At 70.4% G+C, this 15,244-nt stretch carries 15 protein-coding genes; 10 read left to right on the top strand and 5 right to left on the bottom strand.

Annotation, left to right across the window (positions count from 1 at the left end; all coding sequences use genetic code 11):
• Positions 1-115: 115 nt before the first annotated feature.
• The 5 genes from ABOD76_RS11730 (at position 116) to ppgK (ending at position 5,400) form a co-directional block, all read left to right on the top strand.
• The gene (locus tag ABOD76_RS11730; RefSeq protein WP_350245029.1) at positions 116-1,246 is read left to right on the top strand and encodes a cytochrome P450; all 1,131 of its coding nucleotides are present in this window, start codon (positions 116-118) and stop codon (positions 1,244-1,246) included.
• A 49-nt stretch (positions 1,247-1,295) separates the two neighbouring features.
• Positions 1,296-2,792: a uroporphyrinogen-III C-methyltransferase gene (gene cobA, locus ABOD76_RS11725; protein WP_350245028.1), complete on the top strand. Its 1,497-nt coding sequence runs from the start codon at positions 1,296-1,298 to the stop codon at positions 2,790-2,792.
• An 88-nt stretch (positions 2,793-2,880) separates the two neighbouring features.
• A complete protein-coding gene (locus ABOD76_RS11720) occupies positions 2,881-3,438 on the top strand; it encodes a precorrin-2 dehydrogenase/sirohydrochlorin ferrochelatase family protein (protein WP_350245027.1) in 558 nt (185 codons plus the stop codon).
• Between the two features lie 14 nt (positions 3,439-3,452).
• Complete coding sequence (hemA, locus tag ABOD76_RS11715; protein WP_380129703.1) at positions 3,453-4,550, top strand: glutamyl-tRNA reductase; 1,098 nt, start codon at positions 3,453-3,455, stop codon at positions 4,548-4,550.
• Between the two features lie 52 nt (positions 4,551-4,602).
• Positions 4,603-5,400, top strand: a complete 798-nt coding sequence (gene ppgK / locus ABOD76_RS11710) for a polyphosphate--glucose phosphotransferase (RefSeq protein ID WP_350245026.1) — start codon at positions 4,603-4,605, stop codon at positions 5,398-5,400.
• A gap of 80 nt (positions 5,401-5,480) precedes the next feature.
• On the opposite strand, the gene ABOD76_RS11705 is transcribed toward ppgK, so the two are convergent.
• Positions 5,481-6,545 (bottom strand): methyltransferase domain-containing protein, encoded by a 1,065-nt coding sequence (locus tag ABOD76_RS11705; RefSeq protein WP_350245025.1) that lies wholly within the window; start codon positions 6,543-6,545, stop codon positions 5,481-5,483.
• 72 nt (positions 6,546-6,617) lie between these two features.
• Positions 6,618-7,571: a type I phosphomannose isomerase catalytic subunit gene (locus tag ABOD76_RS11700; RefSeq protein WP_350245024.1), complete on the bottom strand. Its 954-nt coding sequence runs from the start codon at positions 7,569-7,571 to the stop codon at positions 6,618-6,620.
• Between the two features lie 64 nt (positions 7,572-7,635).
• Here ABOD76_RS11700 and ABOD76_RS11695 point away from each other — a divergent pair, with 64 nt between their 5' ends.
• Positions 7,636-8,511 (top strand): glycerophosphodiester phosphodiesterase, encoded by an 876-nt coding sequence (locus ABOD76_RS11695; protein ID WP_350245022.1) that lies wholly within the window; start codon positions 7,636-7,638, stop codon positions 8,509-8,511.
• 75 nt (positions 8,512-8,586) lie between these two features.
• Positions 8,587-8,889 (top strand): GNAT family N-acetyltransferase, encoded by a 303-nt coding sequence (locus tag ABOD76_RS11690; protein WP_350245021.1) that lies wholly within the window; start codon positions 8,587-8,589, stop codon positions 8,887-8,889.
• 75 nt (positions 8,890-8,964) lie between these two features.
• On the opposite strand, the gene ABOD76_RS11685 is transcribed toward ABOD76_RS11690, so the two are convergent.
• Positions 8,965-9,321: a hypothetical protein gene (locus tag ABOD76_RS11685; protein ID WP_350245020.1), complete on the bottom strand. Its 357-nt coding sequence runs from the start codon at positions 9,319-9,321 to the stop codon at positions 8,965-8,967.
• A gap of 184 nt (positions 9,322-9,505) precedes the next feature.
• On the opposite strand from ABOD76_RS11685, the gene ABOD76_RS11680 reads away from it, so the two are divergent.
• A complete protein-coding gene (locus tag ABOD76_RS11680) occupies positions 9,506-9,844 on the top strand; it encodes a PadR family transcriptional regulator (RefSeq protein WP_350245019.1) in 339 nt (112 codons plus the stop codon).
• 6 nt (positions 9,845-9,850) lie between these two features.
• Positions 9,851-11,008, top strand: a complete 1,158-nt coding sequence (locus ABOD76_RS11675; RefSeq protein WP_350245018.1) for a permease prefix domain 1-containing protein — start codon at positions 9,851-9,853, stop codon at positions 11,006-11,008.
• 53 nt (positions 11,009-11,061) lie between these two features.
• Here ABOD76_RS11675 and thrS read toward each other — a convergent pair whose 3' ends face one another.
• Positions 11,062-13,011: a threonine--tRNA ligase gene (thrS, locus tag ABOD76_RS11670; RefSeq protein WP_350245017.1), complete on the bottom strand. Its 1,950-nt coding sequence runs from the start codon at positions 13,009-13,011 to the stop codon at positions 11,062-11,064.
• A gap of 251 nt (positions 13,012-13,262) precedes the next feature.
• Positions 13,263-13,682 (bottom strand): DUF805 domain-containing protein, encoded by a 420-nt coding sequence (locus ABOD76_RS11665; RefSeq protein ID WP_350245016.1) that lies wholly within the window; start codon positions 13,680-13,682, stop codon positions 13,263-13,265.
• Positions 13,683-13,893: 211 nt separating this feature from the next.
• Here ABOD76_RS11665 and ABOD76_RS11660 point away from each other — a divergent pair, with 211 nt between their 5' ends.
• Positions 13,894-15,210, top strand: a complete 1,317-nt coding sequence (locus tag ABOD76_RS11660) for an O-acetylhomoserine aminocarboxypropyltransferase/cysteine synthase family protein (protein ID WP_350245015.1) — start codon at positions 13,894-13,896, stop codon at positions 15,208-15,210.
• The last annotated feature ends 34 nt before the right edge of the window (positions 15,211-15,244 follow it).

Below are 15,244 nucleotides of genomic sequence, written 5' to 3'. Positions count from 1 at the left end.
GGTCCTGTCGCCCCGGCCTCTGCACCACGAAGGGAGGCCGGGGCGCACGTTTGGCTGCCCACTCCTGCACCCCGCGTTCATCCGGCGCTGGCCTGAAGCGTGCAGCATGTCGGGTATGACTGCTGCCTCCAGCGCCGCCTCGCTGCTCGACCCCTTTCCCTGGTACGCCCGGATGCGCCGGCAGGCCCCAGTGGTGCAGGACCCGGACTCGGGCATGTGGATGGTCTTCGGATACCCGGACGTGCAGCGGGTGCTGTCGGACTGGCGGGTCTTCTCGTCGCAGCAGGGCCGCCCGCGTGGCGAGGACGCCGAGTCGGCGCTGTCCAGCAGCATGATCAGCACCGACCCGCCACGGCACCGGCAGCTGCGGACCCTGGTGGAGCAGGCCTTCACGCCCCGGCAGGTGCGCGAGCTGGCCCCGCGCATCGGGCAGCTGACCCATGAGCTGCTGGATCAGGTGCAGGCCGGGCGGCTGGACTTCGTTCACGACTTCGCGTACCCGCTGCCGGTGATCGTGATCGCCGAGATCCTGGGCATTCCGGCCCAGGATCGGGACCGCTTCAAGCGCTGGTCCGATCAGGTGGTGACCGGCGACCGCAGCGGCAGCCGCGAGATGGCCGGCTACTTCGCCACCCTGATCGAGCAGCGCCGCGCCGACCCCGGTCCGGACCTGATCAGCGGGCTGCTGGCCGCCCAGCTGGAGGGCGAGCACCTCAACACCCAGGAGCTGCTGGGCTTCTGCATCCTGCTGCTGGTGGCCGGCAACGAGACCACCACCAACCTGCTCACCAACACGGTGCTGTGCTGGCAGGACGCGCCGGAGGCCTACCAGCGGGTGCGGCAGGACCCGGAACTGCTGTCCGGCACCATCGAGGAGTCGCTGCGGTACCGCTCGCCGGTCCAGAGCATGTTCCGCACCTGCGTGCAGGACGTGGAGCTGAGCGGCGTGACCATTCCGGCGGGGCGCCCGGTGCTGGCCTGGATCGGGTCAGCCAACCGCGACGAGCAGCAGTTCGAGCAGGCGGATACCTTCGACCCGGCGCGCACACCCAACCGCCACTTGGCGTTCGGCAACGGCATTCACTTCTGCCTGGGCGCGCCGCTGGCCCGGCTGGAGGCCAGCATTGCGCTGGGGGCGGTGCTGGAGCGGCTGCCGGAACTGCGCGTCGAGCCGGGCACCGTGCTGGAACCGATCGAGAGCCGGATTGTGGCGGGCGTCAAGCGGCTGCCGGTGCAGTTCGGCTGACACCGGGGGAGTTCCCCAAAATCCCTGCCGGCTGCCGTAGCCTGGGCACATGACTGCACAGGCAACCTCCCGCGCCTTCGTTTCCCTGATCGGGGCTGGCCCCGGCGACCCGGGCCTGCTGACGCTCAACGGCCAGCAGGCGCTGGCCCAGGCCGACGTGGTGCTGTTCGACTACCTCGCCAACCCCGAGCTGCTGCGGCACTGCCCGCAGGCCCGCACCGTGTACGTGGGCAAGAAGGGCTTTTCCGAGTACATCAGCCAGGAGCAGATCACCGAGCTGCTGGTGCAGACGGCGCTGGAAGGCGGCGGCCAGCGGGTGGCGCGGCTCAAGGGCGGCGACGTGTACGTGTTCGGGCGCGGCGGCGAGGAGGCCGAGGCGTGTCAGGCGGCCGGCATTCCCTTCGAGGTGGTGCCGGGCATCAGCAGCGCCATCGCCGCGCCCGCCTACGCCGGCATTCCGGTCACGCACCGCAGCGTGGCGCGCAGCTTTGCGGTGCTGACCGGCAACGTCAAGGAGGGCGATGCCCACTACGAGCGGCTGAGCGGCATCGACACGCTGGTGCTGCTGATGGGGGTACGCAACCTGAACGTGATCGCGGCGGAACTGGTGCGGGCCGGGCGCTCACCCGAAACGCCCGCCGCCACCATCCAGTGGGGCACCACCCCCGAGCAGCGCACCGTGACCGGCACGCTGGCGACCATCGCGCAAGAGGTGCAGCGGGCCGGGCTGGAGGCGCCCGCCGTGACGGTGGTGGGCGAGGTGGTGCGACTGCGCGAGCAGCTGCGCTGGTTCGACCTGCAGCACGGCGGCCCGCTGAGCGGCCGGAGCGTGGCCGTGACGCGCACGCGCGACGGGGCCAGCGGCCTGCCGGACCTGCTGCGGACGCTGGGGGCGCGGGTGCTGGAAGTGCCGCTGATCCGCTTCGCGCCCAGCGCCCAGCCGGATGAGGTGCAGCGGCGGCTGCGGGACCTGAAGGGCCTGGACTGGCTGCTGCTGACCAGCAACCAGGCGGTGGCCGCGCTGTTCGAGCATCTGGAGGCCGCCGGGCTGGACACCCGCGCCCTGGCCGGGGTGCGGCTGGCGGCAGTGGGGCCGTCCACCGCCCGCAGCCTGCGCGAACGGGGCCTGCAGGCCGACTTCGTGCCCGGCACGCCCGGCGCCCGCCATCTGGGCAGCGAGCTGCCGGTGCTGGCGGGCACCCGGGTGCTGCACCTGACCTCCCAGCTGGCCGAGGCCGAGCTGCAGCAGGCGCTGGAGGCGCGCGGCGTGGCCTATGACCGGCTGGAGGCCTACCGCACCGAGCCGGCCGAGCCGGGCCAGAACGAACTGGAGCGCCTGAAGGGCGCGGACGTGGTGACGCTCGCCTCCGGCAGCGCGGCGCGGCATCTGGCCGAGCTGGCCGGCACCGACTTCACGGTGGCCGTGATGGGGCCGCAGACCGCCGAGGCCGCCCACGCGCTGGGCTTCCGGCGGGTGGTGGTGGCCGAGACGCCCAGCCTGGAGGCGCTGGCCGCCGCCGCCGCCCAGGCGGTGTCCGGCGACTGAGCCGACCGGCACTTTTGCCGTGCCAGCGCCACTTTCCGACCGATCGGTCAGGGACGTTCCGCCCCCCCGCGGCCCCTATACTCAGTTCATGTTACTGGCGACCTTCCTGGACCTGAGCGGCAGCACCGCCGTGCTGGTGGGCGGCGGACGCGTGGCCGCCCGCCGCAGCCGGGTGCTGCTTCAGGCCGGGCTGCAGGTCAGGGTGGTCTCGCCCACGTTTGCGCCGGAAGTGCGGGCGCAGGATGTGGAGCTGATGGAGCGCGAGTACCGCACTGGAGACCTCGACGGAGCCGCGCTGGTGGTGGCCTGCACCGACAACCCGGAGGTCAACGACCGGGTGGCCGACGATGCCCGGCGGCTGGGCCTGCTGGTCAACCACAGCGGCGATGCCGCGCGCGGAACGTTCCGCTTCCCGGCCACCGTGGAGCGCGGCGGGGTGCAGCTGGCGCTCACGACCGGCACCGAGCTGCCGATGCTGGCCCAGGCGCTGCGCGAACGGCTGGAGGCAGCGCTGCCGGAGCAGCTGCCGCTGGAGCGGTGGTCCCAGCAGCGCGACGCCGCGCTGCGCCTGGACCCGGCGCAGCGTCAGCCGGCACTGGACCGGCTGCGCGAGGACATCCGGCGCACCGTGGGGGTCCGCGCGTGACGGCCGCCCCGCTGCTGACCGCCAGCTGCCCCACCGCGCTGCGGCTGCGCCCGGCCCACTTCCAGGACCAGCTGGACCTGGCGGTGGTGGGCCTGAATCACACCACCGCGCCGGTGGCCGTGCGTGAGCGGGCCGCCGTGCGCGAGGGCGAGCAGGAGGCGCTGCTCTCGCACCTGCGCCGCCACGCCCGCGAGGTGATGCTGCTCAGCACCTGCAACCGCACCGAGGTCTACATGAGCGGCATCCAGGGCGACCCGCAGAGCGCCTTCGAGGGCGCCTGGGGCCACCGGCTGAGCGAACACCTGTATGTCCACCGGGGCCACGAGGCCGCCGCCCACCTGTACCGGGTGGCCGCTGGCCTGGACAGCCTGGTGATCGGCGAGACGCAGATTCAGGGACAGGTGAAGCGCGCGTGGCAGGACGCCTCCAAGCGCCGCGACACTGGCGCGCTGCTGAACAAGGCCGCCCAGGGCGCGCTGGCCGCCGGGAAGCGGGTGCGCTTCGAGACCGGCCTCTCGGACCGGGTGGTGAGCGTGTCGAGTGCGGCCGTGGAGCTGGCCCAGGGCATCTTCGGCGACCTGTCGGGCCGCACCGCCCTGATCGTGGGGGCCGGCGAGACCGCCGAGCTGACCCTGACGCACCTGCGCGCCGCCGGCGTGGGCGACGTGATCGTGGTGAACCGCACCGAGGAGCGCGCCCGCGCCCTGGCCGAGCGGGTGGGCGGCCGGGCCTGCGCCTCGGAGATGCTGCACGAGGTGCTGCCGGAGGCCGACGTGGTGATCGCGTCGAGCGCCGCGCCGCACTACGTGCTGCGGCCCGACGGCATGGCGGCAGCCCTGCAGGGCCGGGAGCGCCCGATGTTCCTGATCGACATCTCGGTGCCGCGCATTCTGGACCCGGCCATCGCCGGGGTGCCGGGCGCCCACCTGTACAACCTCGACGACCTGCAGGCGATCGTGCAGCGCAACCTGGCCTCGCGTCGCGCCGCGCTGCCGCAGGCCGAGCAGATCGTGGAGGAGGGGGTGGCCGAGCTGGAGCGCTGGAGCGCCTTCCGGGAGGCCCGCCTCGCGGCCCTGGCCGACTCGCCGTCCGCCGCCCTCGCGAGCGACTGACCGGCGCGGCCGGGTCATGCAGGGCACGCCGGCCCCTGCTAGCCTGTACAGCATGACCACCACAGCAACAGGGGTTCTGGGCATCGACATCGGCGGCAGCGGCATCAAGGGAGCGCCGGTGGACCTGCAGAGCGGCCAGCTGATCGGCGAACGGGTCCGCATTCCCACCCCGGCCGGGGCCAAGCCCAGCGAGGTGGCGGAGGTGGTGCGCCAGCTCTCGGCGCAGCTGGGCGGTCAGGGACCGGTGGGTGTGACGTTTCCCGGCGTGGTGCGCGGCGGCCGGACCCTGAGTGCCGCCAATGTGGACAAGAGCTGGATCGGGCTGGACGCCGACCGGCTGTTCAGCGAGGCGGCGGGCCGGCCGGTCACGCTGCTCAACGACGCCGACGCGGCCGGGCTGGCCGAGGCCCGCTACGGAGCGGGCCGGGGCGTGCAGGGCGTGATCATGCTGCTGACCTTCGGCACCGGCATCGGGAGCGCGCTGATCAGCGGCGGCCAGCTGGTGCCGAACACCGAGCTGGGCCACCTGGAACTGGACGGCCGTGAGGTGGAGCCGTGGGCGTCAGCCGGCACCCGCGAGCGGGAGGAGCTCAGCTGGAAGCAGTGGGGCAAGCGGGTCACGCCGTACCTGCAGCACTTGGAGCGGCTGTTCAGCCCGGACCTGTTCATCATTGGGGGCGGCGTCAGCAAGAAGGCCGACAAGTGGCGCGAATACCTGGAAGTCAGCACCCCACTGCAACCGGCGGGCCTGCAGAACGAGGCGGGGATCGTAGGCGCTGCCCTGATGGCTGCGGAGCGTCAGGACGCCGCCGACCACACCCCGGCGGTGGGCCGGCGCAAGTCTGACTGAGCAATCAGAGGTCCTGTCCCAGCGGCAGGACCTCAACAGCTCCTCAGCAGCGCTGCCGAAAGGGGCCTCGCCTGCCTTTCCTACTTCCAGAGCAGGTAGGCCTTGGGGTGATGGCCGCCCGAATACACCTGGAACAGCTCCTGGGCCTCCCAACGGCTCTGGGCGCGCAACACCTGTTCGAACAGCCGGATCTCGTGGGTGAGCACCACCAGCCGTCCGTGCAGCGAGGTGAGGCGGTGCATCTCGCGCAGGAACAGCGGGTACAGCTCGGCATTGCCGCCGTGACTGCCGATGGCGTCGCCCCACGGCAGGTCCGCCACCGTCAGGTCGAAGCTGCGGTCCGGCAGGCCGGTGTTCAGCGCGTCCACCTGCGCCACCTCGATGCGGCGCCCGGCCGCCTGGATGTTGGTCTGGGCGCAGCGGATCGCCTCGGGGCTGGTGTCCACGCCCACCATGGCGTCCAGCGGCCCCATCAGGGCGCGCTCGATCAGCAGGGTGCCGCTGCCGCACATCGGGTTGAAGATACGGTCGCGCTCGCGCTGCCCGGCCAGCCGGTGCATGGCGTAGGCGATGGTGGCGTTCAGGCCGCCCTCCATGTTGCACGCGCGCCAGCGCCGCGCCGACAGCGGACGCGGCGTGGTGCGGGCCAGCACGTCCCAGCCGGCCTCCAGCGCGCCGGGCCGGAAGCGCACCAGCAGCTCGCCGTCGTCGGGGCGGTACGGCAGCTCCAGCCCCTCCGACAGCATCTCGGCCAACCGCTGATAGGTGTCGCTGTCCCGGCCCGCCGCACTCAGCCGGAAGCTGGTGTGGCCGCCCTGCCGCGCCACCTCCGCCAGAAAGCGGGTCAGTTCGCCCAGCACCTGATGCCCCATCAGCGCCTTGGGGCGCGGCACGTCCCAGCTGGCCACCCGGTACACCGCCACCGCCCCGCGCAGCCGCTCCAGCCGGGCCGGATCACCGGCAAACTGGAAGCGCACCCCGCCGCCCTCCAGCGGTCCGCCGCCGCGCACCTGCGGCACCTCACGCAGTTCCGCCTCGGCCACCGCTTCCAGGCCCGGCAACGCCTCCAGCTCATACGTCAGGTAGCGTTCGGGAGCGGAGCGGGGCTTCTGGTTGCGGGCAGTGGAACGGCTGGGGCGCGGCATAACGAGCCAGTATAGCGGGTGAACGGCACGGCCGGACCTGGGCAGGGCACGCCGGGCGGGCCTGCCCTTTCCCTACGCTTCCGGCACGCTGGCCCTCAGGAGCCGGGCAGGCTGGTCGGCCTCCAGGCGGTACCCACCCGCCGAGGCCGCCACCAGCAGCGTGTCGTACCGCCGCAGCCGCACACGCTCCTCGCCGCGCTGCACCTGCACCTCACCTTCCGTCACGGTCAGCAGATGCGGGCTGCGTCCGCCCGTGTCGGCCGCCTGGGCAGCGTTCAGGTGCAGCCCCTCCAGGACGAAGTAGGGGCTGCGCACCAGCTCGCCCTGGCCACCGGTCTGCCCCACCCCCCGCACGTCGCCCTGCTGCCCGGCGTCCGTGACCGCCACCGACTCCTCCAGGTGCAGCGCCCGCCCCGCGTTGGCCGGACGGTCCCAGTCGTAGACCCGGTAGGTGGTGTCGCTGGACTGCTGCACCTCGTACAGCAGCATGCCCGGCCCCAGCGCGTGCAGCGTGCCGGCCGGGATGTACACCGTGTCGCCGGCCTGCACCGCCTGCCGCGCCGAGACGTCCAGCACCTCGCCTCCCCGGATGGCGGCGGCCAGCTGGGCCGGGGTGGTCCCGGCCTGCACACCCACGATGATCTCGGCGCCCGGCTCCACTTCCAGGAAGTGCCAGGCCTCGGTCTTGCCGAACTGCCCCTCCCCCACCAGCTGCCGCGCCTGCTCATCGTTGGGGTGAACCTGCACGCTCAGCCAGTCGGCGCAGTCCAGCAGCTTGATCAGCAGCGGAAAGCGGGTGTAGCGCCCCGCCAGGTGTTCCCCCAGCAGCGCCTGAGGCGCCGCCTGCACCAGCTGATGCAGCGTCTGCCCGGCCAGCGGGCCCGCCGCCACCCGGCTGTCCTCGCCCGCGATCCAGGCCTCCCCGATCGGCGGCGTGTGCGGTTGCAGCCGCTGTCCTCCCCACACGCGTTCCTTGTACTCGGGCACGAGCGGCAGCAGCTGCTGGGACAGCGGGGAGTGGGTCATGCCGCCCATGCTAAACGATGCTTGAACACGCGGGGAGCCGGCCCGGCGGCGGGTATGCTGAGCCATGATTCGCCTGCCGCTTCTGGCCGTGCTGCTGGCCAGCCTGGTTTCCTGCGCCGCGCCGCACGCCGGCACCGCCAACCCCTACATCGTGAACGAGCCCTGGATTCTGGCGCATCAGGGCGGCGAGGACCTGTGGCCCAGCAATACCCTGCTGGCCTTCCAGCAGGCGGCGCAGCTGGGCGTGAACATGCTCGACACCGACATGCACGCCACCCGCGACGGAGTGCTGGTGCTGTCGCACGACGAGACGGTGGACCGCCTCACCGATGGCCAGGGCCGCATCCGCGACCTGACGCTGGCGCAGCTGAAGACGCTGGATGCCGGCTACCGCTTCACCCCGGACGGCGGCCAGAGCTACCCGTACCGCGGTCAGGGCCTGACCATCCCGACGCTGGACGAGGCGCTCTCGGCCCACCCGGAGCTGCCCTGGACCATCGAGATCAAGCAGGACACCCCCAGCATCGCTGAACCTTTCTGCGCCGAACTGCGTCAGCGCGGCATGACCGGGCGGGTGGTGGTGGCCAGCTTCTCGGACAAGGCCATGCAGGACTTCCGGCGCACCTGCCCGGAGGTGGCGACCAGCATGACCGAGCGCGAACTGCGTCCGCTGGTGCTGCTCAGCAAGGTCGGCCTGAGCCGTCTGGCCGGCACCCCCGGACAGCTGGCGCAGGTGCCGGCACGCTCCGGCAGCATCGAGGTGGTGACGCCCAGTTTCGTGCGGCAGATGCACGCCCTGGGCGTGGCGGTGCACGTCTGGACCATCAACGACCCGGCCGAGATGCGCCGCCTGCTGGACCTGGGTGTGGACGGCCTGGACACCGACCGGCCCGACCTGATGCGGCAGGTGCTTCAGGAACGCGGCGCGGCAGGGCACTGAGCCAACGCGGCTGTCTTCAGGAACGCTCAGCTCCGCTGCGGCCCGCCGACCCGGGGCGGGCCACTACCCTGAGGCATGACCCAGGTCCAGGACAACGCCGAGCGGCAGCGCTACGAACTGCAGACTCCCCAGGGCACCGCCATCGCCGCCTACCACGATGACGGCGGGAAACGGGTGTTCACCCACACCGAGGTGCCGGAGGCGCTGGAGGGCCAGGGTGTGGGCTCGCAGCTGGTGCAGGCGGCGCTGGATGACGCCCGGCAGCAGGGCCTCCAGGTGGTGCCGGAATGCCCCTTCGTGGCGGACTACATCGAGCGGCACGAGGAGTATCAGGACTTGGTGCCGCCGGAAGCCTGGGAGGGCCTGGGCCGGAGCTAGCGGATGGCAGAAGGCCCCAGGGGCAGAGGCGACCGCCCCTGAACCAGGCGGTCGCCTCTGCCCTTTAGGGCCCGGTCAGCGTTCCGGGTCGGCCTGCCAGTCGGTCAGCGAGTAGACGGTCAGGACGGTGGCCAGCAGCGACAGGAAATACAGCCGCTCGCGGGTGGCCTTGAACGCGCCGCTCAGCAGCGGCAGGGCCAGCAGCGCCGGGGCTGACGCCAGTTCGATCTGGCCGTGCACCGGGAAAGGAATCACCGGCTTGACGCCCAGCGGCATGCGGGTCAGCAGCGACACGCCCAGGTAGCTGCCGGCGAACAGCCGCGAGATCAGGCCAGCGCGGCCGTCGAGCCGCAGCAGGGCGGGGGCGGCCAGCATCAGGGCCACCGACGAATAGTCGATCATGCCGTGGATCCGTGGAGTGATGGGTTTCATGCCTCATCGTGCGGGCCACAGATGGGGCTGGACACCCGGCAGAAGGCCCAGGTCTTCAGCGGGAATTGAGCCGCACTTGGCTGGGCGTGAACGTTGATGCGGGCGGGGGTGGGGTACCCCCTCCATTGACAGCCTCATTCCCTCGCCTGACTATGTAGACAGGCTAGATAGTTAAGGAGGGCCTATGGATGCCAACATGCTGCGCGGTCATCTCGACCTGATTCTTCTCTCGACGCTGGAGGGCGGCCCGCTGTATGGCCTGCGGATCATCCAGAACGTCCATCAGCAGACGAAGGGTGCCTTTCAGTTCAAGGAAGGCACCCTCTACCCGGCCCTGCACCGCCTGGAACAGCAGGGCCTGCTGAGCAGCGAGGTCCAGCCGAGCGACACCGGCGGCCCGCCGCGCAAGTACTACCGCCTGACCGCCCAGGGCCGCGAGGCACTTCGCCGCAAACAGGCCGAGTGGCAGGCATTCACGCGGGCCATGCGCCCGTTTGGCGGGCTGTCGCTGGGACAGGCATGACGCCGGTTGACCGGTACCTGCGGCGCGCCACCCGCGGCCTGCCGCGCCGTCGTCCGCCAGGACGCCCGCGCCGAACTGGAGAGCCACCTGTACGAGCGGGTACAGACGCTGCGGCTGTCGGGCATGGACCCGGAAACTGCCGCCCGGCAGGCCATGCAGGAACTCGGCCCGGCGGCAACCGTGGCCCGCAGCCTGAACCGCAGCCACCACGTTCATCCGCTGCTGAGCGCCGCGGTGCTGGGCCTGCTGCTGAGCTTCGGCGCGCTGATGCTGTCCGAGCTGGTGGCCGAGTCGCGCCGGGCCGCCATCCAGACCCTGCAGGAGCGGATTGAGATTTTTGAGACGACAGCGCCGCTCTCCGATCAAGACCGTGCCGGGCTGAGCCTGGCCACGCGTTCCGAAGTGGTCCGGTGGCTTGAACCCACAGCAGTCCGGCTCGTGGGTGATGGTCCGCAGGCCCGCTTCGAGCTGAGCGGCTCTGCGGCCGTGCCGGTGATGGGCGAGCCGGGGCAGGCCAGCAGCCTGACCTACCAGCGCCTCTCGGACACCCGACTGGGTGAGCCGCTCTACGAGCGGACCGCCGCTGTCAACGCCATGGTGCAGGCCGGCTGGCCGGTGCAGCTGACCGGAGAGCAGCTCCAGATCGCCGGTCAGCCGCTGCGGCTGTCGGCGCAGGAGCAACGGCAGCTGACGTACAGCCTGGTGACCGCCCAGCTGCGCCACACCGTTCCCCATCCGGCCTGGATGATCGGCGACTTTGCGGCCATGCTGGGCCACTACGACATGTCGGCTGCGGTCGCCCACCCGCAGCCGCAGCAGAGCTACCTGATGCCCGGCACCGTGGAACCGGGGCAGCGGTTCATGCTGGCCGTCCGGCTCCAGACGCCCTTCCTCAACGGGCAGCGCCACCCGCCCATGCAGGAGGAACTGTGGCTCAGCCTGGCCCGGGCCGACGCCTCCGGCCACCTCAGCTTTCCGCTGACCCGCACCCGCCACTCGGCCCACGCCCTGCAGCTGCACACCAGCGTCACCGCCTGGCAGACTGCACGTATCGGGACCACCCTGCCGGCCGTGGTGCTGAAGCTGTCCAGCCCGCTCCCGGCGGCCAGCACCCCGCTCCGAACCGTGCCGCTAAAGGGCATGGTGTCGCCCCACCTGCCCTGAGCAACCACAAAAGCGGGCCGCCCCAGCAGGAGGCGGCCCGCTCTGTGCCTTCTTCAGGCGCGCGTCTGGTAGCGTTCCAGCAGCTCAGCCTTCAGGTCGTCGAACGGCACGCCCTTGCGCTCGCTGGTGCCGGCGGCCCCGCGCTCGCGCACGCTGACCTGCCGACCGGCCTGCTCCTGGTCGCCCACCACCAGCATCACCGGAATCTTGTGCAGCTCGGCGTCGCGGATCTTGGCGTTCATGCGGCTGGTGCTGTCGTTCAGCTCGGCGCGCAGGCCCAGGTCACGCAGTTCATCCACCAGCTGCTGGCCGTACTCGTTGTGCCGGTCGGCAATCGGGATCACCATGATCTGGCGCGGGGCCAGCCACAGCGGAAAGTCGCCGCCGTAGTGCTCGATCAGGATGCCCACGAAGCGTTCCAGGCTCCCGAAGGGGGCGCGGTGAATCATCACCGGGCGGTGCTCCTGGCCGTCCTCGCCCACATAGGAAATATCGAAGCGCTCCGGCAGGTTGTAGTCCACCTGGATGGTGCCCAGCTGCCACTCGCGCCCGATCACGTCGCGCACCACGAAGTCCAGCTTGGGGCCGTAGAAGGCGGCGTCGCCCGGCTCGACGGTGAAGGGCAGGCCCACCTCATTCACCGCCTCGATGATCTGCTGTTCGGCGGTGTCCCAGTTCTCGTCGGAGCCCACATACTTGGTGCTCTCCGGGTCGCGGGTGCCCACCCGGAGGCGGACTTCCGTCATGCCGAAGGTCCGCAGCACCAGCACCGTCAGGTCCAGCGTGTCCAGGAATTCCTTCTTCAGCTGATCCGGGCGGCAGAAGATGTGGGCATCGTCCTGGGTGAAGCCACGCACGCGCGTCAGGCCGTTCAGCTCGCCCGACTGCTCGTAGCGGTACACGGTCCCGAACTCGGCCAGCCGCACCGGCAGGTCGCGGTAGCTGCGCGGCTTGCTGGCGTAGATGCGGACGTGGTGCGGGCAGTTCATCGGCTTGAGCATGTACTGCTCGTCGTCCACCGTGATGGGCGAGAAGTTGCTGTCGCTGTAGTTCTGGTAATGGCCGCTGGTCTTGTACAGCTCCAGGTTGCCGATGTTCGGCGTGATGACGCCCTGGTAGTGCCGGGCGAACTGCTGCTCACGCAGGAAGCGGGTCAGCTCATCGCGCAGCACCGTACCGTTGGGCAGCCACAGCGGCAGCCCCTTGCCCACCAGCGGGTCGATGGTGAACAGCTCCAGCTCCTTGCCCAGCCGGCGGTGATCGCGGCGCTTGGCCTCCTCCAGCCGCTCCAGGTACTCGTCGAGTTCCTTCTGGGTGGCGAAGGCCACACCGTACACGCGCTGCAGGATCGGGTTGTTCTCGTTGCCGCGCCAGTACGCGCCGCTGGTGCTCATCAGCTTGAAGCTGGTGGGCAGCGCGCCGGTGCGCGGGAAGTGCGGCCCCCGGCACAGGTCCGTGTAGTCGCCCTGCGTGTAGAAGGTGATCGGCTGGTCGTCCGGCAGCGCCTCGATCAGCTCGTGCTTGTAGGGATCGGCGGCGAACTGCTGCAGCGCCTCCTGCTTGCTCACCTCCCGGCGCGAGAAGTCCAGATTACGGCCGATGATTTCGCGCATCAGGCGTTCGATCTCTGGCAGGTCCTCTTCCTTCAGCGGCTCGGGCAGGTCGAAGTCCTGATACCAGCCGTTCTCGATGGCCGGACCCACCCCGCGCTTGACCGCCTCGGCCGGATAACCCTTCTGGCGGTAGAACTCGCCCACCGCCTGACTCATGACGTGGCCCAGGCTGTGCCGGAATACGGCGGCGGCGTCCTCGGGCTTTTTCTTGGTGATGATGCCCAGCTGCGCGCCTTCCGGCAGCGGCGTCATCAGGTCGGTGAGTTCACCGCCCACCGTGGCGGCCAGCGCGTCCTGCGCCAGACGCGGGCCGATGGCTTTCGCGGCGTCCAGGGCGGTGCCGCCCTGCGGCAGCTCCAGTTGTTTTCCGTCAGGCAACACTACGTGCATTCGAAGCTCCTTCACTTTGCTATGGGCATGAGACACCCGGTCTGGCCGTCCTTCCAGCAGAACGCCTGAGAGCAGCGGAGGCTCTCAGGCGCGTGGAGTTCGCGTGACCAGACCGGGCAGCAGAAAATGTCGCTGCAGCACGCCGCCGCGCATCACCAGACCGGAGTGACGGGGCGAGGGCTTCATGGAAGCAGTCTAGCGGGTGAAGTGGGAAGCGGGCAAGTTCGCCAGATGGCGGAGGCCGGACGGGTTCAGAAGGCGGGCGTGACCGCGACCGCACCCTTGGGGTTCGGCCCCCACTTGTTGTCGCCCGGCTGGCTGTCCTGCACCAGGAAGACCAGCAGAATCAGGCTCCCGACAAAGGGGATCAGCGTGATCAGATAGAGCCAGCCGGTGCGCCCGGTGTCGTGGAGCCGGCGCACGCTGACCGCCAGACTCGGCACCAGCACCCCCAGCGTGTACACGCTCATCAGCGCGATGCCCACCCAGGCGATGGGAGAGACAGAGCCGTCGGCACTGGCGCCGGTCATGCTGAATCCGCCCACCATCAGCAGCACTTCCAGCAGGATGATGATGATGCCGTTGATCAGCGAGAACATCCAGTATTCGCGGCGGCGGGCGCGTCCGGTAAAGGTGGCGTAGTTCTTCAGCACCGTCAGGTAATCGTTCATAGGTGTCCTCCAGCGATGACCCTGGCCGTGTCGGCCCTCACTCATCTTCCTTAGTTTAGCTTCAGATTGTCTACAGGAACGCGCATGTGTGGGCATCCGGGTCAGCTGTCCAGATCAGCCGAAACCCGACACGCATCGGTCTGCTATGCTTCCTAAAGTTGACAAGTTTTATCAGGTTCTCACGGTGCGGCCGGCACCATCAGGAGGCTCTATGACCGAAGCGAAGTTCGAGACGCTCGCCGTCCATGCCGGACAGTCGCCCGACCCCGCCACCGGGGCGCAGCAGGTGCCGATCTACCCCACCAACAGCTATGTGTTCGAAACGCCGCAGCACGCCGCCGACCTGTTCGCGCTGAAGGCCTTCGGGAACATCTATTCGCGCATCATGAACCCCACCAACGACGTGCTGGAGAAGCGCGTGGCGGCGCTGGAGGGCGGTGTGATGGCGGTGTCGGTGGCGAGCGGGCACGCGGCGCAGTTCGTGGCCCTCACCACCCTGGCGCGGGCCGGCGACAACATCGTCAGCACGCCCAACCTGTACGGCGGCACGGTCAACCAGTTCCGGGTAACGCTGGAGCGCCTGGGCATCGAGGTGCGCTTCACCGGCAGCGAGGAGCGCCCCGAGGAGTTTGCCGCCCTGATCGACGACCGCACCCGCGCCGTCTACCTGGAAACGATTGGCAACCCGGCGCTGAACATCCCTGACTTTCAGGCGATTGCCGACGTGGCGCACGCGCAGGGCGTGGCGGTGGTGGTGGACAACACCTTCGGGGCCGGCGGCTACTACGCGCAGCCGCTCAAGTGGGGCGCCAACGTGCTGGTGGAGAGTGCCAGCAAGTGGATCGGCGGGCACGGCAACGGCATCGGCGGCATCATCGTGGATGGTGGCAACTTCGACTGGGGCAACGGGCGCTACCCGCTGTTCACCGACCCCAGCCCCAGCTACCACGGCCTGAACTTCTGGGAGACCTTCGGGGAGGGCAACCCGCTGGGCCTGCCGAACGTGGCCTTCGCCATCCGCGCCCGCACCGAAGGCCTGCGCGACCTGGGCCCCACCCTGGCCCCGCAACAGGCCTGGCAGTTCCTGCAGGGGCTGGAGACGCTGGCGCTGCGCGCCGAACGGATCGCCCAGAACGCCCAGCGGCTGGCCGAGTGGCTGGAGCAGCAGGACGGCGTGGCGCAGGTCACGTATCCGGGCCTGCCCTCGCACCCACATCACGCGCGGGCGCAGCGGTACCTGCCCCGGGGGGCGGGCGGCGTGCTGACCTTCGAGCTGAAGGGGGGCCGGGCCGCAGGCGAGGCCTTCATTGGGGCGGTGCAGCTGGCACAGCACGTGGCCAACGTGGGCGACACCCGCACCCTGGTGATCCACCCGTCCAGCACCACCCACAGCCAGCTGGACGAGGGCGCCCAGACGCTGGCGGGGGTGACCCCCGGCCTGATCCGCGTCTCGCTGGGCATCGAGCACATCGACGACATCATCGCGGACGTGCAGCAGGCGCTGCAGTCCACCCTTCAGCCGGCCTGAGCCGGACCGGGACATGGGCACAGGGCGCAGCCGC

This window comes from Deinococcus sonorensis KR-87 (assembly GCF_040256395.1).
Classification (GTDB): domain Bacteria; phylum Deinococcota; class Deinococci; order Deinococcales; family Deinococcaceae; genus Deinococcus; species Deinococcus sonorensis.
Note: the sequence above shows the minus strand (reverse complement) of the source record. Positions and strands in the feature narration are given on the sequence as shown.

Bases quoted from the DNA above. Each gene is read 5' to 3' on its own strand.
- cobA (WP_350245028.1), top strand. From the start codon at position 1,296: ATGACTGCACAGGCAACCTCCCGCGCCTTCGTTTCCCTGATCGGGGCT.
- ABOD76_RS11690 (WP_350245021.1), top strand. From the start codon at position 8,587: ATGACCCAGGTCCAGGACAACGCCGAGCGGCAGCGCTACGAACTGCAG.
- ABOD76_RS11700 (WP_350245024.1), bottom strand. From the start codon at position 7,571: ATGACCCACTCCCCGCTGTCCCAGCAGCTGCTGCCGCTCGTGCCCGAG.
- ABOD76_RS11720 (WP_350245027.1), top strand. From the start codon at position 2,881: ATGTTACTGGCGACCTTCCTGGACCTGAGCGGCAGCACCGCCGTGCTG.
- ABOD76_RS11660 (WP_350245015.1), top strand. From the start codon at position 13,894: ATGACCGAAGCGAAGTTCGAGACGCTCGCCGTCCATGCCGGACAGTCG.
- ppgK (WP_350245026.1), top strand. From the start codon at position 4,603: ATGACCACCACAGCAACAGGGGTTCTGGGCATCGACATCGGCGGCAGC.
- ABOD76_RS11685 (WP_350245020.1), bottom strand. From the start codon at position 9,321: ATGAAACCCATCACTCCACGGATCCACGGCATGATCGACTATTCGTCG.
- ABOD76_RS11705 (WP_350245025.1), bottom strand. From the start codon at position 6,545: ATGCCGCGCCCCAGCCGTTCCACTGCCCGCAACCAGAAGCCCCGCTCC.
- ABOD76_RS11730 (WP_350245029.1), top strand. From the start codon at position 116: ATGACTGCTGCCTCCAGCGCCGCCTCGCTGCTCGACCCCTTTCCCTGG.
- thrS (WP_350245017.1), bottom strand. From the start codon at position 13,011: ATGCACGTAGTGTTGCCTGACGGAAAACAACTGGAGCTGCCGCAGGGC.
- ABOD76_RS11665 (WP_350245016.1), bottom strand. From the start codon at position 13,682: ATGAACGATTACCTGACGGTGCTGAAGAACTACGCCACCTTTACCGGA.
- ABOD76_RS11680 (WP_350245019.1), top strand. From the start codon at position 9,506: ATGGATGCCAACATGCTGCGCGGTCATCTCGACCTGATTCTTCTCTCG.
- ABOD76_RS11695 (WP_350245022.1), top strand. From the start codon at position 7,636: ATGATTCGCCTGCCGCTTCTGGCCGTGCTGCTGGCCAGCCTGGTTTCC.